22 protein-coding genes are annotated in these 26,573 nt (G+C 59.3%); 10 read left to right on the top strand and 12 right to left on the bottom strand.

Annotated features, from left to right (window positions below; translation table 11 throughout):
• Window positions 1-87: 87 nt before the first annotated feature.
• From cofH to C9I57_RS03805, 6 genes are all read right to left on the bottom strand, one after another.
• Window positions 88-2,511, bottom strand: coding sequence for a 5-amino-6-(D-ribitylamino)uracil--L-tyrosine 4-hydroxyphenyl transferase CofH (gene cofH, locus C9I57_RS03830; protein ID WP_107149343.1), 2,424 nt, complete (start codon window positions 2,509-2,511; stop codon window positions 88-90).
• Window positions 2,508-3,221, bottom strand: coding sequence for a 2-phospho-L-lactate guanylyltransferase (gene cofC, locus C9I57_RS03825; RefSeq protein ID WP_107149342.1), 714 nt, complete (start codon window positions 3,219-3,221; stop codon window positions 2,508-2,510). Before cofC ends, cofH begins: the two co-directional genes overlap by 4 nt.
• Complete coding sequence (cofD, locus tag C9I57_RS03820) at window positions 3,205-4,158, bottom strand: 2-phospho-L-lactate transferase (RefSeq protein WP_107149341.1); 954 nt, start codon at window positions 4,156-4,158, stop codon at window positions 3,205-3,207. The genes cofC and cofD overlap by 17 nt, the downstream gene beginning before the upstream one ends.
• Entirely contained in the window at window positions 4,155-4,925 is a 771-nt protein-coding gene (gene cofE / locus C9I57_RS03815) for a coenzyme F420-0:L-glutamate ligase (RefSeq protein ID WP_107149340.1), read from the bottom strand. Before cofE ends, cofD begins: the two co-directional genes overlap by 4 nt.
• Window positions 4,926-4,979: 54 nt before the next feature.
• On the bottom strand, window positions 4,980-5,648 hold the full coding sequence (gene npdG, locus C9I57_RS03810) for an NADPH-dependent F420 reductase (RefSeq protein WP_107149339.1): 669 nt from the start codon (window positions 5,646-5,648) through the stop codon (window positions 4,980-4,982).
• Between the two features lie 258 nt (window positions 5,649-5,906).
• Window positions 5,907-6,194, bottom strand: a complete 288-nt coding sequence (locus C9I57_RS03805) for a hypothetical protein (RefSeq protein ID WP_146166166.1) — start codon at window positions 6,192-6,194, stop codon at window positions 5,907-5,909.
• 432 nt (window positions 6,195-6,626) lie between these two features.
• Between C9I57_RS03805 and C9I57_RS03800 the strand changes: the two genes are divergently transcribed.
• The gene (locus C9I57_RS03800; RefSeq protein ID WP_107149337.1) at window positions 6,627-7,151 is read left to right on the top strand and encodes a MarR family winged helix-turn-helix transcriptional regulator; all 525 of its coding nucleotides are present in this window, start codon (window positions 6,627-6,629) and stop codon (window positions 7,149-7,151) included.
• Window positions 7,152-7,163: 12 nt separating this feature from the next.
• On the opposite strand, the gene C9I57_RS03795 is transcribed toward C9I57_RS03800, so the two are convergent.
• From C9I57_RS03795 to C9I57_RS03775, 5 genes are all read right to left on the bottom strand, one after another.
• The gene (locus tag C9I57_RS03795) at window positions 7,164-7,634 is read right to left on the bottom strand and encodes a MarR family winged helix-turn-helix transcriptional regulator (RefSeq protein WP_107149336.1); all 471 of its coding nucleotides are present in this window, start codon (window positions 7,632-7,634) and stop codon (window positions 7,164-7,166) included.
• A 42-nt stretch (window positions 7,635-7,676) separates the two neighbouring features.
• Entirely contained in the window at window positions 7,677-8,483 is an 807-nt protein-coding gene (locus C9I57_RS03790) for an oxidoreductase (protein ID WP_107149335.1), read from the bottom strand.
• Window positions 8,484-8,521: 38 nt separating this feature from the next.
• Window positions 8,522-11,662 carry an efflux RND transporter permease subunit gene (locus tag C9I57_RS03785; RefSeq protein WP_107149334.1) on the bottom strand — a complete coding sequence of 1,047 codons (3,141 nt, stop codon included), beginning with the start codon at window positions 11,660-11,662 and terminating at the stop codon, window positions 8,522-8,524.
• Window positions 11,659-12,774 (bottom strand): efflux RND transporter periplasmic adaptor subunit, encoded by a 1,116-nt coding sequence (locus C9I57_RS03780; protein WP_107149333.1) that lies wholly within the window; start codon window positions 12,772-12,774, stop codon window positions 11,659-11,661. Before C9I57_RS03780 ends, C9I57_RS03785 begins: the two co-directional genes overlap by 4 nt.
• A gap of 81 nt (window positions 12,775-12,855) precedes the next feature.
• Window positions 12,856-13,473, bottom strand: a complete 618-nt coding sequence (locus tag C9I57_RS03775) for a TetR/AcrR family transcriptional regulator (protein WP_107149332.1) — start codon at window positions 13,471-13,473, stop codon at window positions 12,856-12,858.
• Window positions 13,474-13,565: 92 nt separating this feature from the next.
• On the opposite strand from C9I57_RS03775, the gene C9I57_RS03770 reads away from it, so the two are divergent.
• The 4 genes from C9I57_RS03770 to C9I57_RS03755 all read left to right on the top strand — a co-directional run bounded on the left by C9I57_RS03770 (window position 13,566) and on the right by C9I57_RS03755 (window position 17,872).
• A complete protein-coding gene (locus tag C9I57_RS03770) occupies window positions 13,566-15,029 on the top strand; it encodes an efflux transporter outer membrane subunit (protein WP_107149331.1) in 1,464 nt (487 codons plus the stop codon).
• 222 nt (window positions 15,030-15,251) lie between these two features.
• Entirely contained in the window at window positions 15,252-15,713 is a 462-nt protein-coding gene (locus C9I57_RS03765; RefSeq protein WP_107149330.1) for a MaoC family dehydratase, read from the top strand.
• Window positions 15,714-15,743: 30 nt separating this feature from the next.
• Window positions 15,744-16,907 (top strand): acyl-CoA dehydrogenase family protein, encoded by a 1,164-nt coding sequence (locus tag C9I57_RS03760; RefSeq protein ID WP_107149329.1) that lies wholly within the window; start codon window positions 15,744-15,746, stop codon window positions 16,905-16,907.
• Window positions 16,908-16,987: 80 nt separating this feature from the next.
• The gene (locus C9I57_RS03755; protein WP_107149328.1) at window positions 16,988-17,872 is read left to right on the top strand and encodes an HpcH/HpaI aldolase/citrate lyase family protein; all 885 of its coding nucleotides are present in this window, start codon (window positions 16,988-16,990) and stop codon (window positions 17,870-17,872) included.
• Window positions 17,873-17,977: 105 nt separating this feature from the next.
• On the opposite strand, the gene C9I57_RS03750 is transcribed toward C9I57_RS03755, so the two are convergent.
• Window positions 17,978-18,541 carry a MarR family winged helix-turn-helix transcriptional regulator gene (locus C9I57_RS03750; RefSeq protein ID WP_107149327.1) on the bottom strand — a complete coding sequence of 188 codons (564 nt, stop codon included), beginning with the start codon at window positions 18,539-18,541 and terminating at the stop codon, window positions 17,978-17,980.
• Window positions 18,542-18,985: 444 nt separating this feature from the next.
• Between C9I57_RS03750 and C9I57_RS03745 the strand changes: the two genes are divergently transcribed.
• From C9I57_RS03745 to C9I57_RS03725, 5 genes are all read left to right on the top strand, one after another.
• Window positions 18,986-20,695, top strand: coding sequence for a DUF1302 domain-containing protein (locus tag C9I57_RS03745; RefSeq protein ID WP_107149326.1), 1,710 nt, complete (start codon window positions 18,986-18,988; stop codon window positions 20,693-20,695).
• Between the two features lie 310 nt (window positions 20,696-21,005).
• Window positions 21,006-22,088, top strand: a complete 1,083-nt coding sequence (locus tag C9I57_RS03740) for a WD40/YVTN/BNR-like repeat-containing protein (protein WP_258187522.1) — start codon at window positions 21,006-21,008, stop codon at window positions 22,086-22,088.
• Window positions 22,089-22,126: 38 nt separating this feature from the next.
• On the top strand, window positions 22,127-24,568 hold the full coding sequence (locus tag C9I57_RS03735; protein WP_107149324.1) for an efflux RND transporter permease subunit: 2,442 nt from the start codon (window positions 22,127-22,129) through the stop codon (window positions 24,566-24,568).
• A 10-nt stretch (window positions 24,569-24,578) separates the two neighbouring features.
• The gene (locus tag C9I57_RS03730; RefSeq protein ID WP_107149323.1) at window positions 24,579-25,568 is read left to right on the top strand and encodes a thiamine pyrophosphate-dependent dehydrogenase E1 component subunit alpha; all 990 of its coding nucleotides are present in this window, start codon (window positions 24,579-24,581) and stop codon (window positions 25,566-25,568) included.
• Complete coding sequence (locus C9I57_RS03725) at window positions 25,565-26,551, top strand: alpha-ketoacid dehydrogenase subunit beta (RefSeq protein WP_258187488.1); 987 nt, start codon at window positions 25,565-25,567, stop codon at window positions 26,549-26,551. Before C9I57_RS03730 ends, C9I57_RS03725 begins: the two co-directional genes overlap by 4 nt.
• The last annotated feature ends 22 nt before the right edge of the window (window positions 26,552-26,573 follow it).

Below are 26,573 nucleotides of genomic sequence, written 5' to 3'. Positions count from 1 at the left end.
TCTTTGCGTCCTGTCCTTCGCGTATGCGAGATGGGATGATCCGAACCTTGCAGGGGGACGGTTTGCCGCTTTCCCTGCGGTAAGCGTTTATCCCTCGGAGGCGGAAACCGGGATTACCTTGATGGTGATTGAATCGCTCGAACTGACGTGGGCTGCGCTGGCTGCGATCCGCTCTTCCGGCGCCGTACCGTAGACGGTGGTCCGCTGTCGAGGCAGCCGACCCGCGGACGTGATGAGCGCCGACAGCGCTGCGGGCGTCATCTCCTGACCGTGAACCGCACCGGCGGCCCGGGTGATCGACTCGTTCATGAGCGTGCCGCCCATATCGTTGGCACCCGCACAGAGTGCGGCCCGTGCACCGAGCGGCCCCATCTTGACCCACGACGTCTGAATATTCCCAACGTGCGGATGGAGCACGAGTCGCGATACGGCATGCATGAGCAATGTTTCGCGAAACGTCGGCCCCTTGCGTGATTTTCCTTTGCGATAGATCGGCGATTCCATATGGACAAACGCGAGCGGGACGAATTCGGTGATGCCCCCGGTGTCCGCAGCGAGATTGCGCAGCCGGAGCAGATGGCGTGCCCAGTGTTCCAGCCGCTCGATGTGGCCGAACATGATCGTGGCTGTGCTCTTGAGGCCCAGACTGTGAGCAACCGACATTACTTCCAACCATTGATCCGTTTTCAGTTTGTCGGGACAAAGCGTAGCCCGCACTTCATCGTCAAGGATTTCTGCCGCCGTCCCCGGGAGCGTGCCGAGGCCGGCATGCTTCAAGCGCGACAAATATTCTTCGAGCGGTAGGCCGAGCGTTTGAGCACCTTGCCAGATCTCGAGCGGGGAGAAAGCGTGCACGTGAATGCCGGGCGCGGCTGCTTTGACGGTCTTGAGAATCGAGAGGTAGCTTTCACCCGTGTACGACGGATGAATGCCGCCTTGCAGACAAACCTCCGTCGCGCCTCGGTCCCATGCTTCGCGAACGCGATTACCGATCTCGGCTTGATCGAGGTCGTATCCGGCGCCGCGGTGGACGCGTTGGCCTTTGGAGAACGCGCAGAATTGACAGTGGAAGTAGCAGATGTTGGTGTAGTTGATATTGCGCGTGACCACGTAGCTCACCGTATCGCCGCAATGGGCTCGCCGCAATTGATCTGCCGCGTGGCAGACGTGGGAAAAATCCTCGCCCCGTGCCTGGAACAGTCGGATCACATCGTGCTCGCCTAGAGTGCCTCCGCTGGCTGCACGCCGGACGATCTCGTCCAGGTCCGGGCTGACCAGTGCTCGATCCGCTTCCCGCAAGAAGGCGAGGTCGGTGGCAGGCGGGGGCATCTGGCCTCCCGCCATCCAATCGTCAATGCGCGCAAAGCCCTCTGTGTCGATCTTGCGGAGCACAGCGGTACGCAACCCTTCGTCGACCCAACGGGCACTGTTCACGGCGTATCGCGGGTAGATGGTCAACCGCTCTTGCAGGTACTTTCCGTTCGACAGCGTTTCCCGGGTCAGCTCTTCGAGATGAGGCCAAGGGGCTTCGGGATTGACGAAATCGGCAGTCAAGGGCGACACACCGCCCCAGTCGTTGATGCCGGCCTCCAGCAGTGTGCGGAGCACGCCCGGGGAAAGATTGGGGGGCGCTTGGATCCCCATGTCCGGACCGAAAATGATCCGGGCGACAGCAATCGTCCAGCACAAATCGCCCAGGTTGGGCTCGCTTGCACCGGCCATCGGAGTGCCCGGTTTGGCGCGGAAATTCTGGACGATGACTTCCTGTAGATTGCCGTGGCGAGCGTGTATCTCGCGTAACGCTAGGAGCGCTTCGACGCGCTCGCGCCGGGTTTCTCCGATACCGATGAGAATCCCGGAAGTCATAGCGACGTTTTGCCGTCCTGCAGCCTCGAGCGTGGCGAGCCGCGCGGCGGGGACTTTATCGGGACTACCGAAATGGGGCATCCCACGCTGGCAGAGCCGATCCGATGCGGATTCCAGCATGATGCCCATCGAAGGCGCCACGCGGCGTAGCTTGGTGATCTCTTCATCGGAGAGACAGCCGGCGTTGACATGCGGAAGCAGGCCGGTCTCGTTGAATATCGCTGCGGCAACATGCACGACGTAGTCGATCGTCGTTTCGAAGCCGAGCTTATCCAGTGCTTGGCGGGCCGCGGGGTAACGCAGCTCCGGTTTCTCTCCAAGCGTCAACAGCGCTTCCTTGCAGCCCATGCGGGCGCCCGCGCGGGCCGTCTCCAGCATCTCGTCGAGCGTCAGGTACGCTGTATGGATGGACGGAGACTGTCGAGAAAAAGTGCAGTAGTGGCAGACGTCCCTGCAAAGCCGCGTGACGGGCAAGAAGACCTTTCGGGAATAGCTGACCACATTGCGCGCGCCGCGGTCGCGAAGTTCCGTCGCCGCAGCAAGCAAAAGCGGCATGTCGTCGCACGCCGCGAGCATGAGGGCTTCAGTTTCGGACAGCAGACTACCGCTCGCGGCGGCGCAAATCACAGCTTGCATATCGGTCATGGTGCGGCCTCTATTTCTTTCCGGAATACGGAGGTGGCGATTTTCGCGAGAAACGCGGCAGTGCGTGAACTACACGCGTTTGCTCGTGCAGCGTCCTTGAGCATCTCGAGATCGTCTGCGGTGTCCACGTCGAGCGCGGTAGCAGGCATGTCCACGTTGGCGACGGCGCGATGCCGCCGAACGCATTCGTCGACGTGCAGAGCATGACTATCTGCTCCGTAGTGGTAAGTGAATGCATCTGGCCGCTCAGCTAGACAAATGTTCGTACCGCCATCGCGCGAACGGGCAAGCACGACGCGCCCCGTTCCGCTGAGATTGCTCCAGGTATCGAGCACACGGGTGAGGGCACCCGCAGTCAGCAGCGGCAGGTCGGCATGCACGACCAGCAGCGCAGTCGCGCCTCTCGCGGCCGCGACTCGTGCGGTGCCCGCGATCGCGGCATTCAATCCCGGTGCCGCAGTAACGGTCTTTTCGTTTAGCCAGACCGCGCCGTTTCGCGCTGCCAGTTGTTGAACCGCGGACGAATCCGACAGCACGCAAACGTGCTGAGCGACGTTCGCGCTTCGCAGGGCGGACAGCACGTCTTCGGACATCGCGCGAGCGAGTTCGGCGCGAGCGGCGGGACTCAGGGCGGTCGCCAGCCGACTCTTCGCCATGGCAAAGTCTTTGACGGGCACGACCGCCCAAATCACGTCAGCACGTGAGCTCATGGCAATATGCGATCACGGACCGTGCCAGACGCAGTTTGTCGTCGTCGCCGTTCATCAATGTCGGCATAGCCTCGCAGGCGAGGCCCAGCCCGCGTATGCAAGCAACCTCATCACTGTCTGTCTCGTCGACGATGAAGGCGGTGATCAGATCGCGGTAGTGCTGCGCTACGGCAAGCGACGAAATCGGCATTCCCAGCTCGCTCATCATTTTTGCGGCGGGCCCCTTGACGGCCTTGCCGCCGATGATGGGCGATACCGCGACGATAGGTGCGCGGATGGACCGCAGGACCTTCTCCATGCCGGGAATGGCTAGCATGGGGGCAATACTGACGAAGGGATTCGACGGGCAGAAAATCACCGCTCGAAGAGTGGGAGAGTCGAGCACCGTGCGCAGCTCGGGATGCATGGTGGCGCGTTCCGCTCCAGCGAAGTGGAAACCCGTGACGCGAGGTTCGCAGCGACGACGTACGAAGTAGTCTTGAAAAGGCAATTCGCCTTCCGCCGTATGGACGATGGTGCTCACAGGGTCGTCGGACATGGGCAACAAGCGCTGCGCAATGCCGAAGGCAGCGCACATCTCGGCTGTGACCTCGCTCAGGCGTGCCCCTTCGCGCAGCCGCTGAGTGCGATATAGATGTGTTGCAATGTCGCGGTCGCCGAGACGGAACCAGTCCGGGCCACCGAGCTCGGACAGTGCATTCAGGCAGCTCCATGTCTCGCCCTCTACGCCCCAGCCGAGTGAGCGATTTGCCCTGCCGCAAAGGGTATAGGTGATGGTATCGAGGTCCGGGCAAATATGTAGACCGAGATGGTCGAAGTCGTCGGCTGTATTAGCGACTATAAGCAGTTCGTCGGGCGGTAGAGCGCGTGCAAGGCCGAGCGCCAGTTTTGCGCCTCCGACGCCGCCGGAGAACGCAATCGTGCTGATGTTCTTCATCGGAACAAGTCCTCACTCTTCGGGCGAATCAACGCCTTGCCGTCAGCGCTGCTGCAGCGGAAGCGAACCCCACGTGCGACTACGACCGGCGTGCCTTCGTCGGCCTGCCCCATCAAGAGGGAGCCGGCGGCAGCTAATTCATCGACGATGGCAATTTGCGTGCGTTCAAGTTTGCGCCCAAACAGGTCGGGTTGGCCCACCATGTCGCGCACCGGCTCGATGCCCGCACACCCGATCGCGAAGCCCAGGACGCCGTTGCGCCAAGCTCGTCCGGCTGAGTCGTTGATGATCACGGCAATATCGACGTTGCAACGTGCGCGCAGCGTCTCGCGCAGGGCTTGAGCCGACATGTCGGGATCTACCGGCAACAGCAGCACGCGCGGATCTTCATTGTCATCGGACGTGATGTTGGAGCGGTCAATGCCTGCGTTCGCGTGTACGTAACCAAGCCGATGCTCGACGATGATCACACCCGGCCGTTGGCGCACCACCTCACGCGACTCCTGCAAGATCAGCTCCACCACGCGTGGATCCTTCTGGGTGGTGGTGGCGAGTTCGAGGGCCGCGGCAGACGGCGTGATTTCTGACAGCCGTGCGTAGCGGCCCTCCGCTTTGGACACCACCTTTTGCGCGACGATTAGCACGTCGCCATCACTCGGTTCCAGCCTGGCTCGCGCGTAGCCGTCTGAGACGATCTGTGCAAGATCGTCTCCTGGCTCAATCGCGGGAATTTCCGGGAGCGCGGTTAGCGTCAATTGGGTCGGCACGGTTGACTCGCTTTAGTACGGTTTCCGGCAGATAACGGTCGTGGGACGTGCCTGCTAAACACCCGTAATACGGATCCCGGCATGGCATTTGAACTGGCGATTAATCGTGATCAGCACCGATGTGAGGGCTTCCGCCGCCGCGGCATTGTTGATCGGGCCCGCCTGGAAGCCGCGCATGCCGCATGCTTCGACAAGTTTCACGACCGCCGCCCGGGCCTCAGGGTCGTTGCCGCAGACGAGCACATCGCAGTTGAGATCGTGCCTCGACTGCAGGTGATCGGCCGCAACGTTCTGAAATGCCGATACCACGCGCACTGCATCGCCAAGAAAGGCTTGCGCGGCCTGGCCGGCGGAGCCGGACGCTGGCAACTGGACAGTGCCGACTTTGGGCGGCACGAGCGGTACTGTAACGTCGACCAAGATCTTGCCGTTGATATGTTCTTTGACAGCCGCTAACGTGCCCTGCTGATGGCTGAACGGGACAGTCAGCACGACGATATCGGCAGCATTGGCTGCGGCAACATTGTCCATGTCCGTCAAGTGCGCGTCAGCTACCCCTCGCTCGGCGAGAATGCTACGCAGGCGGTTGCAAGCCGCTGCCGCCTTTTCACGATCGCGTGAACCGATGATCACTGAGTATCCTGCTTCGATCCATCGAAGCGCAAGCCCTGATCCGAGGTCACCGGTGCCACCAATGACGGCTAAAGAAGGTTTGGTTTCCATGCTTCAACTCCTGACATAGTGCGAGGGTTGACGCCGTCGTCTGCTGGCTCGCGTTACTGACGAACGGTGTTCAACGCCGTTCGTTTTCTGTTGTTCGAGGTGCCGAAGCAGGACATCGTCAGACATAAAGATCGGCGTAGCCGTCGACATCATGTTGGCCCGGCCTCTCCATGGACGACGATCGAATCGGTCTCTGGGAAAGTGGGTTGCATATGCGAAACGACAGTGTGTCTCCGATGCAAGCTGCGCTGTAGCGCATCAACCGGATGCGACTACCCACACAAAAAACATAATGGCGCCTACGATGCTTCCAAGGAAGGCAAAGAAGTCCTGCTGTGCGCCGATTTTCTTGCCGATGGCGAGGCTCACGAATCCTCCGAGTGCGGTGACTCCGAAACAGACGAACAACGCCGCGCTCACGGAGATGACGAATTCCATCAGACCGTTCGAAGGATTGTCTACCAGGTACCATCGGACGCCTGCACCCAAGATGCCCAAAGCAGCGAGGACACCATACAGCGGGGCGTCGCCATGTCGAAGTGTCATCTGCATCGTCTCCATGGATATAATTTATAAGTGCCTCCTTTGATCATTAAACGTACTACCTACTACAGTCGAGCTTGCCGAGGCACTTGCGATATGCACTCTGGTTATGGACTTTTGCATACCGTATGTACACATACAATACTGTCAGAGGACGATGACGTCAAGGCGATATTCGCTTGACGTCCCTGATGGTGCGCGAGCTTTGCGGGTGATCGATTGGCTGCTTATGGGGGGGCGGCCGGGGCTTGTCCGGCGTGTGATTGCCAATCGGCCATGTGGGCAACGTTCGAGACGGACAGCGCCGAGGGAGTGCTTTGTGGCGGGACGTCGGAAATGCCTGCTAACATATGGTAAACACGTATGTCATGGTTTCCCTGAGGGGCTTTAACTTCGGCGGCCCGGAAGGGGGTAGCGAACATTCAAGGATGACGGATGAACCAAAAGGCAGAGTTGCCCGCCCGCAAGAAGAAGGCGAGTGCGCCGGCAAATAACAGCGGGCAGCAAAATCGGGAAGAAGGCGGCTGGGATCAGAGGCTCGGTTTTTTGATGCACGATGTCTCACGATTGCGCCGCACCGCCTACGACGGCTATATGAAGCCGCTGAATATCACGCGCTCGCAGTGGTGGGTGCTGATCTATCTCGCTCGCCACGACGGCATGATCCAAAGTGACCTCGCTAAATTGCTAGAGTTGGGCAAGGCCGCTCTTGGTGGACTGATTGACCGGCTTGAGGCTTCTGGCCTGGTCCGTCGTGGCGCGGATGACGCTGATCGGCGCGCCAAGCGAATCTATTTATCGCCTGCGGGCGCGAAACTGATTAAGGAAATGCAGGTACGCAGCGATCAGATGAACGAGCGCATCCTCGAAGGACTGAGCGCTGAAGACCGCGAAAATCTGACGGACTTGCTAACCCGCGTTAAACGAAATCTGCAAGCTATCGTCCGCGACAATGAATGACGCTCGGCCATTTCAGATCTCGTTATGGAGATCGCGGAGGGCAAAAAAAAGATCACGGAGTGAGTCGACGTGAGCGTGGTCTATCCATGGAGACAGGTTTTGGTAGGCTTGCGACCAGCGGGCTAGTGAGCAACCAAAAACGTCGCGACCCTTTGGGGTGACCACGAGCTGGCGTTTTCGTCTGTCACCGCCGTGAGGGATGATTGCTACTAGCTTGCGGCGGAATAGCGGAGCGAGTTGTGACGACAGATTGGAGCGGTCCATCGCTAGTGCATCTGCCATGTCGCCGAAGACCATGGGTTCTTTGTGATGCAGTAGCGCCAACATGCATAATTGCGACGCGTTAACGTCTGTGTCTCGCAACGCCACGTCGAAGAAAGTCCAGAAAGCTCGCATCGCGCGCTGAGCAAAGAAAAGTTTGAGAGTCAGCGCGGAGATTTCTGCAATCGACGTGGCCCTCGGGCCGGCGTCGTGATTTTTCATGTCGGCGTTTCCTGGTTTCCTGTGCGCTCCTGAGGGACCTTTTTAGCCAAGCCCGAACTTCTTTCTCAAGCTTGCATCGAAGGGGCCTGAGGGCACGAAGCGCCGCAATTTGCGCAACAGGGATGCTTCACCGGCCGGGGTGCGGCGCATACGCCAGGTGCCAAGCGCCGCTTCAACGATTGTGCTCGCTACGCCGTCGGGCGCGGGGGCACCTTTGACACTGTTGGCGCCTGCGCTTGATGCAAGGGCCCGCTCGCGATCATAGTCGGCGATTTTCGAGCTTGCCAGAGCGGCGTTGATGTCAAAGTTGGTCCTAGTAAAAGATGGTTCGACCAGCGTTACCCGGATGCCGAACTGGCGCACCTCGTGATCGAGGGTCTCGGTCAGCCCCTCGACGGCATGCTTGGACGCTGAATAGAGTCCCATGTAGGGGGCGGGCAAGAACCCGAGCACCGAACTGACATTGATGATCCTTCCGCCACGTTGTGCCCGCATATGGGGAAGTACTGCCTGCGTCGTGCGCAGAATGCTGAAGACGTTGGTATCGAACAACCATAGAGCCTCGGCAGTCGAAGTTTCCTCCACGGCACCGCTCAGGCTCGTTCCTGCGTTATTGACGAGTACGTCGATTCGTCCGGTGCGTTCGAGGACGGACTGGATTCCGGCCTTGACCGAAGCATCGTCGCGAACATCCATCTCGACAAGCTCGACTCCAGAGATAGGCGCCGCTTTTGCGATGCTGCGCACGGTGCCGAATACCTTGCAGCCCCGTTTGGTAAACTTCTCGGCGGTGGCGCGCCCGATACCCGATGACACACCGGTCACAACGACAACAGTGGAATTCGACATAGCGGTTCCCTTTGATACGAGTCAATGGATTGATGTTTTCAAGTACGTGCATCCAGCGGATCCTGCAGGCTCTGTTCCGAGGGCAGCGTCTGCTCATGCCGGCCTTTGCGCAAGCCAGCACTACTGCCGGGCCGGATCTTGAACCAGATGGAATACATGGCTGGCAGGAACATCAGCGTCAAAACCGTCCCTGCAAGCGTGCCGCCGATCAGCGTGTACGCGAGCGTTCCCCAGAACACCGAATGGGTCAGCGGGATGAAGGCCAGGATCGCCGCCATGGCCGTCAGGATGACCGGACGTGCACGCTGCACTGTGGCCTCTACCACCGCATGGAACGGATCCAATCCCGCGCGCTCGTTCTGGTGGATCTGCCCGATCAGAATCAGCGTGTTGCGCATGAGGATGCCCGATAGAGCGATGAGGCCGACGAGCGCATTGATGCCGAAAGGCTGACGGAACAGGATCAGCGTCGGCACCACGCCGATCAAGCCCAACGGGCTCGTCAGAAACACCATCACCATCGCGGAGATCGAGCGCACCTGGAAGATGATGATGATGAGCGTCACCGCCAACATGATCGGGAAGAGCGGCAACATGGCTGTCGTCGCTTTGGCCGATTCCTCGATGGAGCCCGCCTGCTCGATGCGGTAGCCGCCAGGCAGCTTCGCCATGATGGGCTGAAGCTGCTTGGTGATTGCCGTCGATACATCGGGAGGCTGCAAGTCGTCGGCGATATCGCCCCGCACCGTGATCGTCGGCACGCGATCGCGCCAACGCATGATCGGCTCCTCCATGCGCACCTCGACCTTGCCCACTTGCGAGAGCGGGATGCGTTGCCCACGCGCGCCGGCCAGCGTGAAGTCGCCGATCTTTGCCGGGTCGAGCCGAACGTCGCCCGCCGAACGCGCCACAACCTGTACGGTTCGAATATCCTCACGCACCTGTGTGACGGGAACGCCCGTCAGCAAAAATTGCAGTTGTTGGGCCACGCCACTGGACGTCAGCCCGAGCGCCTCCAACCGGTCCTGCTGCAAGGTGAAATGCAGCGTAGGCGTGCGCGTGCCCCAATCGGAGTTGACCGTGCGCATCATCGGGCTGGCATGCATCACCTGCTCGACTTCGCCCGCAATGCCGCGCAGCATGTCCGGGTCCGGGCCGGAGATGCGGTAGGCGACTGGAAACGGCGAATATGGACCGAATACGAGTTGCGTGACGCGCACGCGCGCTTCGGAGGCAAGACCACTAGCGATGGCTTGGCGCAGCCGCTGTTTCAATGCGTCGCGCTCGTCCTGACTGTCCGTGCGCACTACGATCTTGGCAAACGACGGATCGGGCAGTTCCGGCCCCATGGCCAGGTAAAAGCGCGGCGCACCTTGCCCGACGTAAGCCGTGACGATCTTGGCTTCCTTCTGGTTAGCCAGCCACGCCTCCACCTTCTCGGTCGCGGCGCTGGTTTGAGAAATGGATGTGCCATAGGGCATCTGCACCTCAACGAGCACTTCAGGACGGTCCGAGATGGGGAAGAACTGCTTCTTGACCACCCCCATGCCGAGGATCGCCAAGACGAAGAGGCCGACGACTGAACCCGCGACCAGCCATTTGCGCGCGATGACACGCGTGAGCAACTGACGGAAGCGGTTGTAACGCGGCGTGTCGTAGATCGCGTCGTGGCCGCCTTCGATCTTCTTGTAGTCCGGCAGCATCTTCACACCCAGGTACGGCGTGAAGATCACCGCGACGAGCCACGATGCGATCAGCGCGATGCCGACGATCCAGAACATGTTGCTCGTGTATTCGCCGGCGGTGGACCGCGCAAAACCATTGGGCATGAAGCCCACGGCCGTTACGAGCGTGCCCGCGAGCATCGGCGCGGCCGTATGACTCCAGGCGTAGGCGGAGGCGGCCACGCGGCTGTAGCCTTCCTCCATCTTCACCACCATCATTTCAATGGCGATGATGGCGTCGTCCACGAGTAAGCCCAGCGCCAGGATCAGCGATCCGAGTGTGATGCGGTCGAAGTTTTTGCCTGTCGCGGCCATCACCACGAACACGACGGCCAACGTCAACGGCACGGCCGCCGCGACCACCAGGCCCGCGCGCCAGCCCATGCTCACGAAGCTCACGAGCATGACCACCAGCAAAGCGGCAAAAAACTTCAGCATGAACTCGTCGACGGCCGAGTGAATGTTGACCGCTTGATCGGTGACCTTCGTCAAGCTCATGCCGAGCGGCAACTCGGCATTGACCGAGCGGACTTCGCTATCCAACGCCTTGCCGAGCTCGAGCCCGTTCCAACCTTCGCGCATGACGATGCCGAGCAGCAGCGCAGGCTCGCCGTTGTTGCGGATCATGAACGTCGCCGGATCTTCATATCCGCGCGTAACGGTGGCGATATCCGAGAGCTTCAGCGTGCGTCCTTGCGCCACGATGGGCGTGTCGCGGATCTTCTGCAGCTTATCGAACGCGCCGTCCAGACGAATGAACACCTCCGGTCCCTTCGTTTCGACGGAGCCGGCCGGCGTCAGCGCGTTCTGACCGTTGAGCGCGGCGAATATATCTTGTGGGCTCACGCCCAGCGTGGCCAGGCGGTCGTGGGAGAACTGGACGTAGATGCGTTCGGCCTGCTCGCCGATGATGTTGACCTTCTTCACGCCCGGCACGTGCAGCAACTGTTGGCGCAGCCTCTCGGCATCGCGCACGAGCAGGCGCTGCGGCTCACCCTTGGCCTTCAGCGCAAACAATGCGAAAGTGACATCCGCGTATTCGTCGTTGACCATCGGCCCAATCACGCCGGCCGGAAGGTTGGCAGCCTCGTCGCCGATCTTTTTCCGAGCTTGGTAAAACTCCTCCTGCACTTCCGATGGCGGGGTGCTATCGAGCAGCGTCAACGTCGTGAAGGCCAAGCCAGGGCGCGTGTAGGTCTCGGTTCGGTCGTACCAACGCAGCTCCTGCATGCGCTTTTCGATCTTCTCGGCGACCTGATCGTGCATTTCCTGAGCGGTGGCGCCCGGCCATGCGGTGATGATGGTCATCACCTTGACCGTGAACGCGGGGTCTTCCGCCCGGCCCAGCTTGAAGAACGAAAGGAGCCCGGCCAGAGAGATCAGGCAGATCAAGAACAAGGTGATGGAGCGCTCACGCACGGCGAGCGCCGACAAGTTGAATCGACCTTCGCTCACGGACGGCCTCCCTCGGAAGCCACGGCGACGGCTTGATTTGCCAAGCGGACCTGCTCGCCTTCGCGCAGCAACTGTGCACCTAGCGCGACGACGCGCTCGCCTTGCTTCAATTGACCGGCCACGCGCACGCTGTCGTCGTCCAAATGCTCGACCGTGACCGGCCGCCACGCGACCTTGGTCGGCTCGCCGTTGACGACCCACACGCCGGGCCCCTTGCCCGCGTCGAGCAGCGCGCCGATCGGCACCTGCAAGTCACTCTCGGCCGCCGAACGCGCGTCCGGAATCTGGATGGTGACGGTTGCGCCCAACGGGGCGTTGGCCAACGCGCCTTGCAGCACATACCGCGCTTCGAAGGTGCGCGTTCGCGGATCGGCCGCATCCGAAAGCTGGCGCAGCGTGGCCGCTTCACTGGCGCCGCCGTTGCCGAACAGCGCGGCTTGCGCGACCGAACCGATGGCCGGGCGCAGCGTTTCGGGTAGCTGGATCACGGCCTCGCGGCGCCCGGCGTGGGCCAGGCGCACGACGGGCTGCCCCGCGCTGACGACCTGGCCCGGCTCGGCCAACGTGTCCATCACGACGCCATCGCCATCCGCCACGAGTTCCGCATAGCGAGTCGCATTGCGCGCAACGTCGGCATCGGCCTCGGCCGCACTGAGCTGCGCTTTGGCGGCATCGGCCGCCGCCTTGACTTGGTCATACGCCGAAGCCGATATCGCGCCAGTGCCGCGCAGATCGCGGTAACGCTGCTCATCCTGCGCGGTCTGCTGCGCCCGCGCTCGAGCGGCGGTGACCGCGTCCTGCCGCGCCTGCGCGGCAAGCTTCAGGTCGATGGGATCGAGGCGCATCAGCGGCTGACCGTGTTTGACGGTTTGGCCGGCATCGACGAGCCGCTCGAGCACTTTGCCCGAGACGCGAAAACCCAAATCGCTCTGCACGCGAGCAGCCACCGTTCCGGTAAAGGACCGGGATGCGGGAATCGCGCTCTGTACGATGGCAGTCCGCACCAGCGGCGCCTCGGTGCGCGGATCGGACGGTGCCTTTGCGCCGCACGCGGCTAGCGCAAGGGGCAGGGCAGTGACGACTGCGGAGGTAACGAGGCGGCGCCGGAGCATGAAAGACCCATTGACGAAGTGATCGGGGCTTTCATTGTCGTTCTAGTGACCGTGTTAGTCAACAGTCACACTCAAATTCATTTATGGGGACAGACTGCGCAGTACAAGATTCGCCAACTGCATCGGTGCGACGTCGGTGGTATCGAGGTTGTACTGCAGCAGGAGCGGATTGAGATAAGGCCGCATCACCAGATAGATCGCCGCCGCGGTTTCGTCCAGCGGCGTCTTGCGCTCGAAGTCTCCGCTTTGCCGACCTTCCTGGAGGACGTCCTGCAACAGCTTCTGCACGCGTGCCTCGTACGCCTGTACGGCCTGCCAGTTTTCCGTGGCCGCCGATGCGGCGATGTCATAAAGCTTGCGATCCCGGAAAAACAGCCGAAGGCTCGCTTCCGTGAAAACCTTGAACATCCGCCGCAACTTTTCCGGCGGCAGCCCGGCCTCCTCGACGGCCGCACGAACGTCGGTTTCGATCTGGTGCAGACAGTTGGCGCAGATCATCTCGCCGATGGCTTGCTTCGACTCGAAGAACTTATAGATGTAGGCCTTGGAAAAACCGATGGCCTTGGCGAGGTCGGAGACCGTCGTTTTCTCATAGCCGTATCGGCTGAAATGCTCGGTGGCGGCGGCAACGATCTGATCGCGCACCTCGTGGTCGGCCGGGCCGCGGCCCGAGACCGGATAACTAGCGGCTGTTTTCATGGGCTCAAGCTTACCGCCACTCTCCGTTATGGACAACTAGTGACTATTTGGTATTATAGTCACTCACTCAGCTCTCATCGTTGGAAGAACCCATGCCCCCGCCCAAACACCTTCTCTCAGCGCTGATCGCCGCAAGCCTATTGGCAGGTTGCGCTGTCGGCCCCGATTACGTCCGGCCCGATATCGCGATGCCGCAACGGTTCGAGGGCCAGGCCGCGGTCGATCAACGGCATGCGAGCGCCTCCGCGGACCTTGCCACATGGTGGGCAGGCTTTGGCGATCCGCAACTGACGCGGCTCGTGACACTTGCGTTGGAACAGAACCTCGACCTTGCGCAGGCGGCCGCGCGCGTCGCTCAGGCGCGTGCGGGACTGGGGGCAGCCAACGCCGCGCTGCTGCCGTCCGGCAATGTCAGCGGTCAAGCGGCCAGGGTCTATCAATCCGTCGAAACGCCGTTGGGACGCGTCTTGAATTCGACGCCCGGCTTCGATCGCCACGGCAGCGACTACGAGGCCGATTTCAACGCAAGCTGGGAGCTCGACCTGTTCGGCGGCCTGCGTCGCGGACGAGAAGCCGCGCTTGCCGAGTATCAGGCGTCGGAAGCAGGCGCCGCGGCCACGCGATTGGCCGTCGCCGCGCAAACGGCCGATATCTATATCACCATTCGCGGCTTGCAAGCGCGTCTGCGGGTTGCTCGCAATCAGGTGCGCACGCAGCAGGATCTGCTCTCGACCATCAAGCTTCTGTACAGCAAGGGGTTGGCGGCCGACCTTCAAGTGAGCCAGGCCGAAGGCGCCCTCGCTCAGGTTCAGGCATCGGTCCCCGTCCTCGAGGCGGGTCTGGATGCGGCAATGAACGCCCTCGACGTCATGCTCGGCTCACAGCCGGGGACGCATCGGGCCGAGCTGGCCGAAGCGGGAGACATCCCGACCGCCCCACGGATCGAGGCCACCGGATCGCCCGGTGAGTTGCTCAGGCGCCGGCCCGACCTGATCGTGGCCGAGCGTCGCCTTGCGGCATCGAACGCACGCATCGGCGTGGCCATTGCCGAGTATTACCCGAAGGTGTCGCTAAGTGGATTGCTCGGGAGCGCCACGTCGGTGGCCAGCGGCAACCTCTTCACTAGCGGCGCCAATCAGGCCGCTGGCGTGCTGGGCCTGCGCTGGCGTCTTTTCGACTTCGGCCGCATCAATGCGCAGATCCAGCAAGCTAAAGGCCAGCAGGCCGAGATGCTAGCCGCGTATCGGCTTGCCGCGCTGCACGCGACCGAAGATGTGGAGAACGCTTTTTCGGCGCTCGTGAAGCGTGAGGAACAGGCCGCCGTGCTCGCCCAGGGAGTGGACTCGCTCAGCCGCGCGCGAGCCGCCTCGTTCGCGGCATACCAAAAAGGTGTCGTCAGCCTGATCGAGGTGTTGCAGGCCGACGACAACTTGCTACGCGCGTCGGACGAGCGCGTGCAGGCTCAAACGGAATCGGCACGTGCGGCGGTTGCCGCCTTTAAGGCGCTCGGTGGTGGCTGGCAACCGAGTGAGTCCAAGACTGTAGCAATCCGATAAGGACGATGTCGGACGCACGTCGCCGAAAACTCTGCTTTGCTCGATCGAGACGCGTTGCCGATGCGACGGTGTGCGAGCAGGCTCGACATGGCAAGCAATGCCTTGCAGTTGGTATGCTATTGATATAGTATGCAAGCGAACGTATGTGCCGAGGTGGGCCACCATCGAGCCGTCCCCGGCCATCGTGCAGCGCATGGCGAAGATTGCGGAGGGGCCTTAGACATGGCCGGACTATGGTTTGACGAGTTTGAGGTTGGGCAAGTGTTTCGGCACGGCGTGCGGAGGACCGTCACGGAGACGGACAACATAATGTTCAGCACAATGACTCATAACCCAGCGGCGATTCACTTGGATCGGGAATATGCCAGTACGACGGAGTTCGGCCGCCCGTTGATGAACAGCATCTTCACGCTGGGCCTGATGGTTGGCATTTCTGTAGGGGATACGACGTTAGGCACCACGGTTGCAAATCTCGGTTGGGACGAAGTGCGCTTTCCGAAGCCTCTCTTCGAGGGCGATACCGTTCGCGTCGAGACTGAAGTGCTTGATTTGCGCAGAAGCAAGTCGCGCCCGGACAATGGAATCGTTGTCTTTCGGCACATGGCTTTCAATCAGCGGGGAGAAATTGTGGCTACATGCAAGCGTTCAGCGTTGATGTACTGTCTGAGCGCGAAAAAGCCGTGATCGCGAGAAAAACCAGAAACAGAGGCCAAGATGATTGAGAGATCGCTTTTCTCGGCGGAGCACGAAATATTTCGAGAGTCGGTTCGCAGGTTCATCGAAACTGAAATTGCTCCGTTTCATATGGAGTGGGAGCAGCAAGGCATTGTCCCGCGTGGCATCTGGGAAGCCGCCGGTCGGGCAGGTTTGCTCGGGTGTTCAATCCCCGAGGAGTACGGAGGGGCAGGGGGCGATCACCTCTTTGATTTCGTATTGGTCGAAGAACTCGCACGCGCGGGTGTTACCGGTCCCGGTTTTGCAGTGCATAACGAGATGGTGATGCCATATATCCTCGCGTTCGGGACGGAGGAGCAAAAGCGCCACTGGCTGCCGAAGATGGTTAGGGGCGAAGTGATCGGCGCTTTGGGTCTCACAGAGCCGCACGCCGGCAGTGACCTGAAGAGTATTCGGACGCGCGCAGTGCGCGACGGCGACGCGTTCGTCATCTCGGGGCAGAAGGTGTTTATCTCGAATGGCCAACTGTGCGATGTGATCGTGTTGGCAACGAAAACCGATCCGAAGGCCGACACCGGTGGCATCTCGCTGTTCATTGTGGAGGCCTTTCGCGAAGGGTTTAAGCGTGGCCGCCGGTTGGAAAAAATTGGCCTGAAGGCTCAGGATACATCTGAACTTTTTTTTGAGGAGGTCCGCGTTCCAGCGAGCAATCTGCTTGGGCCCGAAAACGGCGGCTTCAAGTTGCTGATGAAAAATCTCGCGCAGGAACGTCTCACACAAGCTGTTCGCTCGGCAGCGGTGGTGGAGGCCGTTCTCGATTGGACTGTCGAGTATGTCGCCGATCGTAAGATGTTCAATCAGACTTTGGCAGAGTTTCAAAACACTCAGTTCAAGCTTGCCGACTTGAAGACGGAAGCTACCATCGGACGAGTCTTTGTCGATCGTTGCATGGAGTTGTTCATGGCCGGCAAGTTGGATGGCACTGATGCTGCGATGGCCAAGCTGTGGCTTTCGAATCTCCACGGACGTGCCGTCGACGAATGTCTTCAGTTCTTCGGTGGCTGGGGTTACATGTGGGAGTATCCGATCGCGCGCGCGTTTGCGGACGCGCGCGTCACTCGGATCGCCGGCGGCTCGATAGAGGTTATGAAGCACATCATTGGCCGTAGTCTCTTCTCCGTCTCCAGTAAGAGCGCAAAGTGAAATCTCATCTAGCGAGCGGGTCAGATCCGAAGCAAGAGCCTGTAGGCGAATGCGCGGGCAAGGTTGCCGCGCTGCGTTCCATGCTGTTCGTGCCCGGCGACAGCGAACGAAAGATTGCCAAAGCGATTTCATCGCATGCCGATGCGCTCATTCTCGATCTGGAAGACTCGGTCGCGCCGTCTAGGACTCACGTCGCTCGCGCTATCGTGCTTGAGTACCTGCAATCTCGGCCGCAATCGCAGCGCAAGGGGCAGCAGATTTGGGTTCGGATCAATGCCCTGTCGAATCCCGCCGCGCTTCACGACCTTTCGGTGGTCGCGGGGGCGCCGGACGGTATCGTTTTGCCTAAAGTCCATTCGTCGCACGACGTGACTCGCCTTGGGCATTATCTCGATGCCCTTGAACTGCGCGAAGGCGTCGCTGCGGGATCGATTCGAATACTACCGGTGGCGACCGAGACGCCTCAGTCGCTGTTCACGCTGGGCGGATACGAAGGGTGTGGCCCGCGGCTTACCGGCTTGACGTGGGGCGCGGAAGACATAGCCGCGGCGCTTGGCGCGAGCAACAATCGGCGGCCAAACGGCGAATACGATACGGTATATGAGTTGGCGCGAGCGCTGTGCCTCGTCGGTGCGGCCACCGCGGACGTGCAGCCGGTCGATACCATATTTGCCGACTTTCGTGATTCCGCTGGCTTGGAGACAGAGGCGAATTTGGCCCGACAAGCTGGATTTACCGGGAAATTGGCGGTTCATCCGAATCAGATTGACATCATCAACCAGGCGTTCACACCAAGCGATGATGAGATATTTTGGTCACGGCGCGTGGTGGAAGCGTTCGCGAACAATCCCGGAGTAGGGACGATGGGCCTGGATGGAAAGATGCTCGACATGCCGCATTTGAAGCGGGCGCATAAGATTCTGGCAGTGGCCGCGAGCTTGCATGGCGGGGGCGACCGGAGCTGAGTCCACAGTTATTTCCGGGCGCCGCCATGATTGCAAAATTGCTCGAGCATGCAGCGCTGCCCGGTGAGTCGGTGATCACCAAGGCGAAGCATGCAGCGCGGTAAGTCATTCATCGGCGCTGGAGGTAGATGCCGTGCCCTCGCTTTCGCGCTTGAGCACAAGCAAATTGCGCTTTACTTGCTGCAACAGCTCGGCGAGTTGCTGGCGACGGCTGTGGTCGAGATCGGCCAGAATTCGCTCGTTCATCTCATGGCTCATGGCACGCATCTGATTCACGAGACCGTTGCCGGCTGGCGTTAGGTAGACGCGCTTGACGCGTCGATCCGACCCATCTGGCCGTCTTTCGATAAAGCCCGACGCTTCTAGTCGGTCGACAAGCCCACCCAAGGCTGCTTTGCCCAGTTCAAGAACGTTAGCCAAATCGCTTTGCATCATGCCGTCATGACGAGAAAGATGGGCGATAACCCACCACTGCGAACGAGTCACGCCGAGGGGTTCTACGAACGAGTCGAAAACGAGCCGCCTCAATCGTGAGACGTCGTGCATGAGGAATCCTAGCCGCTGATCCCAATTGTCCTCATCCCTCGTCCCTTCCGCGTATGGCCGCGTCTTCTCGCGCGTTGTGGCGGCAACAGTTGATGCCGTTCTGATCACGGTATCGTTGTTCATTCGTCTTTCCTTGGCAGGTCGGCCATTGACTAGGTAGTGAAACACCTACGTGCTACGTACATACGGTATAGTAACATACGATATGCTTTTGAGAAAGTCCGGACCTAGAGTAGACCAGTTCAGCTGGATAACCGTCAGGCCTTCGATGGACGATGGATGCTCCGTGTAGAGGCATGGATGTCAGCGGAACGCTAAGTGCCGAGCGCCCGTATTCCATGTGAGGATATGCCCAGCGATCGTAGCGTAAGGCCCAAGGTGGGGGATCCCTTGTACTCGAGTAGCACGGCCCTCATCGCCCTGAATCATTTTTGACATTAGCGTATGGTATGCTAGCATACGTATAGCACTGGAGGAGACGTCAGTGCATGGCGGGAAACATCGGGTCATAGTCGATCGATGTACCGCACAGACGGAAAAATATAACTTGGTACAGGAGGCGGTCCCATGTTGAGGAAGGTCGCTAGACGCTCCAGCGGTTTATTTGGAGCATTGTTCGCAGTCTTAACGATTTCCGCCGCAGTCTGGCCAGGGATCGCCCATGCGTATAAGTTCGACACTGGTATTCCAGACCTTAGCGTCCAATGGGATAACACCTTAAGCTACAACCTTGGAATTCGCGCGCAGGACTGCGACCCCGACATCTGCGGAAACGGGAAGGGGGCGGGCGATGTTTCAGCGCACCAATCGGATCGGAAGTTCGCGAAAGCTGGGGATATCGTTACCAATCGGTTCAGCCTGTTATCCGAGTTCAGCGTCATCTATAAGGGTGACACCGGCGTCCGTTTCAGCGGGGACGGCTGGTACGATGCGGCTTACACTGGCGGCCCGAAAGGCGATCCGTTTTTCCTGTCACAGGGCATAAACGCGTTTCGAAACAATCAGTACACAAGCTATATCGATCGCTGGAACCGGGGGCCATCTGGCCAATTGCTCGATGCGTTTGGCTTTACCAGGCTCCACTTGGGCTCGGTGCCGGTCGACGTCAAGGCTGGCCAGTTCAACCAGTTTTGGGGGGAGTCGATATTCTGCTTCGTCTGTGGCGTTGCATACAATCAGGGCCCCGTTGACATTCGGAAGGCCCTGACGGATCCGAGTGCGCAAGCCCAAGAACTCTTCCTTCCCCGGCCTCAACTTTCGTTCTCTGCAACCATCAATCCTGAGCTTACGCTTGGTGCGCAATATTTTCTCGATTGGTCGCCTTCTCGGCTCCCCGATGGTGGAACGTACTTCGGCGCCGCAGACCTTTTAACCCTTGGGGGTGGGACTTTAGTGCCGTTTCTTGGTGTCCCCGCTGTTTTTCAAGGGCAGCAAAAACCTGCACACATGGCAGGTGATTTTGGCGTGGCTGTGAAGTGGCGTCCGGCCTGGCTTGATGGGACGGCCGGATTTTACTATCGGCAATACACCTCGACGTTTCCCCAGTTGGTCATTGATAGTGCTTCCGGCGGAAACTTGAATGTCGGTGTCGATTATCGTGCGCCGCGTGAGCGAATGTATGCATTCAGTCTTTCGAAGCAGATCGGAGGGATTTCGTTCGCAACGGACCTGACTTATCGCAATAACGCGGAGCTGGCAGCAACACCGTTCTCAAATGTCGTTGCTGCTAATGCGGCTGGCGCTGACTGGATTCCGAGGGGGAATGTGTTTTCAGGTGTGGTGAACATGATTGACTATTTTGGGAAAACTCCGCTATTCGATTCGGCGACGTTTATCGCAGAAGTCAATTATGCCTGGTTGCAAGGTGTTACTCACGATCCATTCAATCTGTACTATGGGCTGAAGCAAAACTGCGGTTCTGACGGCGTCGCAACGCACCATGGCTGCCCTACGCGAAATGCAGTAGGCGTCTCGGCCCAGTTCGAGCCCATCTGGTACGAGGTTTTCTCAGGTGTAAACCTGAGCATGCCGATCTTCTTCAGCACAGGCCTTTCTGGAAATTCACCAGTGCTTTTTGGGAGTAATCAAGGCGAGGGATCGTATAGCGTCGGACTCACGTTCGATGTTAGGTCGAAGTATAAGATTTCGCTAAAGTATATCGGCTATCTCGCGCTGCATAGTAATGATAACTTGGGCGTCGCCTCAAATAGCAACTCGAGTCTCGGGAAGTATTGGGACCGAAACTGGGTTTCCTTGACGTTCCAGTCGACCTTTTAAGCGGGACGGTATGGTGCGACCAGGATTCCTTCCGAAGAGGGAGCCGGTCGCACTCAAGCTAGAACTTTATAGGATCAAAGGCAAATTGTCTGAGCAAACGTCAGGCGTAATTCTGACGGACAAGCCGAGCGCTATGGGTGCACCGTTGCTCGACAACACGCCGTTGTTTCTTAGCCGTCGGTTGGATCGATTTTCGGGTTGGATACGCCCATCGGCGGTTGGTATCCGGTAGCGATTGACAAAAGGACGATCAATGTCAGTTTCTAGCAGCGCGTGGTATGGGGCCAAAAGAAATCGGAGCGGTAGCTTGATGCGCATTTGTTCGGCCATCGTTGTCTTTCTTATGGTCACATGCGCGAACGCGCGAACATTCGAAAATCCGGTGGACGTACCCGCCATGCCGACGTCACTGGCCGCCCATGCGCCGCTTATTGGCGTGGCGCAGGCTGGGCATCGGACTGTCGCAGTGGGACTTCGGGGGATCATCGTCTATTCGGATGATGGCGGCCGGACATGGGTCCAAGCAAGGGTGCCCGTGAGTGCTGACCTAGTCGCGGTTTCGTTTCCGGACGCGAAGGACGGATGGGCCGTGGGTCATGGCGGTGTTGTTATTCATACCGATGACGGCGGAACAACCTGGGTCAAGCAGACGGACGGTAAGCACCTTTCAGAGCTAGCGGCGAATTACTACAAGCGGATGATTGCCGACAACCAATCCGCGGAAGTCAAACGGGCTTTCGACGATGCTAAGGCGTCTGCTTCTGACGGTAGCCCCGAGGCTTTGCTCGACGTTTTTTTCGAGAATGAGAAGAGTGGGTTCGTCGTCGGTACGTTTAATCGCGTGTTTCACACTGAAGACGGCGGAAAGAGTTGGATTCCATGGATGGAACGCACAAGCAACCCGGACGATTTCCATTTTTATTCCGTTCATGGCAGCGGTGGCCGAATTCTCTTGACGGGGGAGCATGGCATGGTTTGGGAGCTGAATCGCGACAAGCAATTGTTCGAACCGAAGCCGACACCCTACAAGGGAACGCTATTCGGTTCTGTCGAATCGGGAAGCGATATTGTCGTGTACGGCATGCGCGGTAGCCTCTTTCGGAGCTCCGACGGATGCACGACATGGGAGAAAGTCGAGGTACCTAGCCGCGCGGGAATCACCGGGGGCGTGGTGCTTGCGGACGGATCGTTCCTTTTGGTCGATCAGGGCGGAACTGCGCTACTTAGCCGAGACGGTGGCAAATCGTTCCAGTCGGTGAAGCTTAAGCGGCCCATGCCCTACTTTGGGGTCGGCGGAGTTGCCGATGGCAAGATTGCGGTCGTGGGTGTGAATGGCGTGGTCGTCGAGGATGTTCCTCAGACTTCGGGCACTGCGGCACCCAAGGTGAATTGAGCGCAGGCCAGCAAAGTTCTAACGGAAAGGCTATAGATATGGTCGCAATCTCAAAGTCTGATGCTATGGCAGTGGTCGCGGACCCGAGTGACTTCAACAAGAGATCAGGAAACTTTCTGGAGAGGTTGATATTCAACCATCGAGGGTGGGTGATCTTCGGTAGTGCGTTGTTGACGGCGTTCTTTGCGTTTCAGTTGCGCGGCTTGGCGATTAGCGCTAGCTACGACAAGATGCTGCCCTTGTCTCAACCGTACATCAAGAATTTCATCGCCAATCGAGGTGAGTTGCGCGGATTGGGTGACAACGTACGTGTTGCCGTGGAGAACCCCCGTGGCGACATTTTCGATCCCGCATACCTTCAGACGCTGGGAAAGGTAAACGACGAACTGTTTTTGTTGCCGGGCGTCGACCGTGCGTGGATGAAATCAATTTTTACTCCGGTTGTGCGCTGGACGGAGGTGACGGAGGAGGGATTTGTCGGCGGACCGGTGTTGCCCGATACCTTTAACGGCTCCCAGCAGTCGATCGCACAATTGCGCCTGAACATCGTGCGTGCAGGCGTAGTTGGAAGCCTGGTCTCCAACGACTATCGATCGAGCATGATCGTCGTCCCTCTATTGGCGAAAGATGCCGAAGGCAAGCCACTGGACTATCACGCGCTTTCCTCTCGGCTGGACGAAATTCGCAAGCGGTACAGCCGGGTGGAGGCTGATGGCCAGCCGCAGGTGAGAATCCATATTACCGGCTTCGCGAAACTAGTCGGCGACCTGATCGATGGCCTCGGGAAAGTCATGTACTTTTTCCTGGCGGCTGCATTCGTCGCAAGCGTCGTTATCTATTTGTTCACCCGCTGCATTCGTAGCACGGTGCTGGTGGTAGCGTGCTCGTTGATTGCGGTTGTCTGGCAGCTTGGAATTGTGGCCGTGCTGGGCCACAGCATTGACCCTTTCTCTGTTCTCGTGCCCTTTCTGGTGTTCGCTATCGGAGTCTCTCATGGTGCCCAGAAAATGAACGGCATCATGCTCGACGTCGGGCGGGGAACGCACAAGTGGGTCGCAGCGCGCTACACGTACCGTCGGTTGTTTCTCGCCGGCATGACGGCACTGCTGGCCGATGCGGTTGGCTTTGGCGTGCTGATGATTATTGACATTCCGGTAATCCGTGAGTTGGCCATGACGGCAAGCCTCGGTGTGGCTGTGCTTATTTTCACCAACCTGATACTCCTGCCGGTCTTACTTTCCTATCTGGGTGTCAGCAAGTCCGCGGCCAAGCGGGCAGTGAGACAGAGTCAGGAGGAAAACCGTGGCCAGGGATTTGGGAAGATCTGGAGCGTCTTGGACCGGTTCACGGAACGTCGGTGGGCAACTGCCGCTTTAGTAGGCGCGGTGGGCCTCGGCATTGTGGGCTATTTGGGCAGCCGTGGCCTTCAGGTGGGTGACCTCGACGCCGGCGCACCTGAGCTGCGGCCCGATTCCCGTTACAACAGGGACGACGCATTCATCACGTCCCACTACAGCATCTCGAGCGACGCTTTCGCTGTGATGGTGAAAACACCACCGGGTCAGTGCCGCTCATTCGCAACGCTAGTAGAAGCGGATCGGCTCGGGTGGACTCTCGAACAGCTGCCTGGCGTTCTGCGTACGGCGTCGCTGGCCGATACCGTTCGCCTCTATACCATGGGTGATTTCGAGGGTAGCCCTAAATGGATGACGATCAGTGAAAGTCAAGGTTTGATCGATCCCCAGGTCACCAATGCATTGCTCTGGAATTCGGAATACTTGAACAACGACTGTTCTGTATTGCCTGTTGTCGCCTATCTATCGGACCACAAAGCCGCGACGCTCGATCGGGTCACGGAAGCCGTGAAGACATTTGCAGCCGCTCACGATACGCCCGATCGAAAGTTTCTGCTCGCGGCTGGAAACTCGGGTGTTGAGGCAGCAACCAACATCGTCGTTAGGGACGCGAATCGCGCCATGTTGTTCTACGTCTACGGAGCTGTCATTTTGCTGTGCCTGATTACGTTTAGAAATTGGCGGGCCGTCGTCGTAGCGATACTTCCTTTGGCGCTCACATCAATTCTGGCTGAGGCCGTCATGGTGGGGCTCGGCATTGGCGTAAAGGTGGCGACCCTGCCGGTCGTAGCCTTGGGTGTCGGCATCGGCGTCGATTACGCGCTCTATCTGCTCAGCGTACAGCTGGCGCAGCAGCGCCGAGGATTAAGTTTGCAAGAGGCATACAAGAATGCCGTTGCCTTCACGGGCAAGGTTGTGGGCCTTGTCGGTGTGACGCTTGCGGCCGGTGTGGTTACGTGGGTTTGGTCGCCGATCAAGTTCCAGGCTGACATGGGCATCATGCTTACCTTCATGTTCCTGTGGAACATGCTCGGTGCACTTGTGCTCATCCCGGCACTGTCCCACTTTCTCCTCAAGGATGTCCGAGTGAAAACCACAATGTGCACCAATTCATCTGAGGCATAAGGAAACCACCATGAACCAAGCTCGACTTCAACCCGACCGGAGTACGCTGGTGGAGATTTATCGGCGAATGGCACTCGTCAAGATGAACGATGAGAGATTTCGCTCGGTCATCAAGTCCGGTAAATTGGCAATGACCTACTACTCCCCACGAGGTCAGGAAGTAATCCCATCCGCATTGTCGGTGCACCTCACGAACGACGATTATCTTTGTACGATTTATCGCGGCATTCACGACATGCTGGCGAAGGGTGTTCCCTCGAAGCTGCTGTGGGCAGAACTCGCCGGCCGTGAAACGGGCACCTGTAAAGGAAAGGGCGGCCCGATGCATGTGACTCATCCGGCGAGCGGGATCATGGTGACGACTGGTATTGTCGGCAGCAGCATGCCGATTGCGAATGGCTTGGCTCTTGCAGCGCAGATTCGAGGCGAAAAGCGCATCGCCGTGGCGACGTTTGGCGACGGGGCGAGCAACATTGGCGCATTTCACGAGGCGCTGAATCTGGCTTCACTATGGAAATTGCCGGTCGTCTTCCTCTGTCAGAACAATCGCTTCGCGGAACATACCCCGTACGCTACCGGAACATCGATTGGTCGCATCTCAGATCGCGGAGCCGCCTACGGCATGCCGTCGATCCACGTTGACGGCAACGATCCGGTCGCCATGTGGCAGGCTGCCGGTGAAGCCGTTGCGCGAGCTCGAGAGGGAGGCGGACCGACCCTCATCGAGGCGATGACGTTTCGCTTTCATGGTCATGTGTTCGGCGACGCCGATGGTTATATGGATCCGGCAGAGAAGGCTTCCGCCATCGAGAGCGACCCCGTCCCGCGCTACAGGTCTTGGCTGATTGAACACGCCCACGCTAGTGAGAACGAACTGACGGGCATCGAACGGGCCATCGAAACCGAAATCGACGCAGCGATTGAATACGCGCTTGCCAGTCCGTATCCCGACGTCGCTGAATTGCGCCGCGATGTCTATGCTCAGGAGATCGAAGTATGAATGCTCCAAAAATGAACTTGGTTCAAGCGGTGAACCTCGCCCTTGACGATGCGCTGTCGTCCGACCAGAACGTGATCGTCTTTGGCGAAGACGTCGCGGACCGCCAAGAGGGTGGGGTGATGGGTGTGACGAAGGGTTTGTCGACGAAGCACGGAGATGTTCGTGTGCGGTCGACGCCGATTTCGGAGCAGGCGATCATAGGCGCCGCGATCGGGGCTTCGCTTGTCGGCATGCGACCGGTAGCGGAAATCATGCTTATGAATTTCACTACCGTGGCGATGGACATGATCGTCAATCACGCGGCGAAGCTGCGGTTCATGTCTGGTGGCCAGACACATGTGCCCATCACGATCCGCACGATGACGGGTGCCGGATTCGGTGTTGGAGGTCAGCATTCCGATTTTCTCGAGGCCTGGTTTGCCCACACGGCTGGGCTAAAGGTGGTGGCGCCGTCCACGCCCGCTGATGCCTACGGTCTTTTGTTGTCGTGCATCGAGGACGACGACCCATGCATTTTCATCGAGAACATGGTGACCTATTGGAACGATGGGCCAGCTCCCGAGCGCGGCGTTCGAATTCCGCTTGGTAAGGCCAAGATTGTTCGCGAGGGCGCTGACGCAACGATCATCGCGTACAGCCGCCAGGTGCTGGACGCTTGTGCGGTTGCCGAAAAATTGCAGAACGAGGGGATCTCCGTCGAGGTCGTCGACCTTCGCACGGTGGCACCGTTCGATGCTGAAACGATGCTCGATTCGGTTGCGAAGACTCGGCGAGCGATCGTCGTGCACGAGGCCGTAAAGCCGTTCGGCGTGGGTGCGGAAATTTCCTCGCGTATTCACGAAGAGTTGTTCGGCCAGTTGAAGGCCCCCGTGCAGCGGGTCGCGTCGGCCTTCTGCCCAGTGCCGTTCACCAAGCCACTCGAAACCGCTTTTGTCCCGAGCGTCGGCCAGATCGAGGCGGCTGTTCGCAAGACGCTTGGCTAATCTGAATTCAACACGTTTTCAG

Source organism: Trinickia symbiotica (assembly GCF_003028655.1).
GTDB classification, from domain to species: Bacteria; Pseudomonadota; Gammaproteobacteria; order Burkholderiales; family Burkholderiaceae; genus Trinickia; species Trinickia symbiotica_A.
This window is presented reverse-complemented; position numbering and strand designations above follow the sequence as displayed.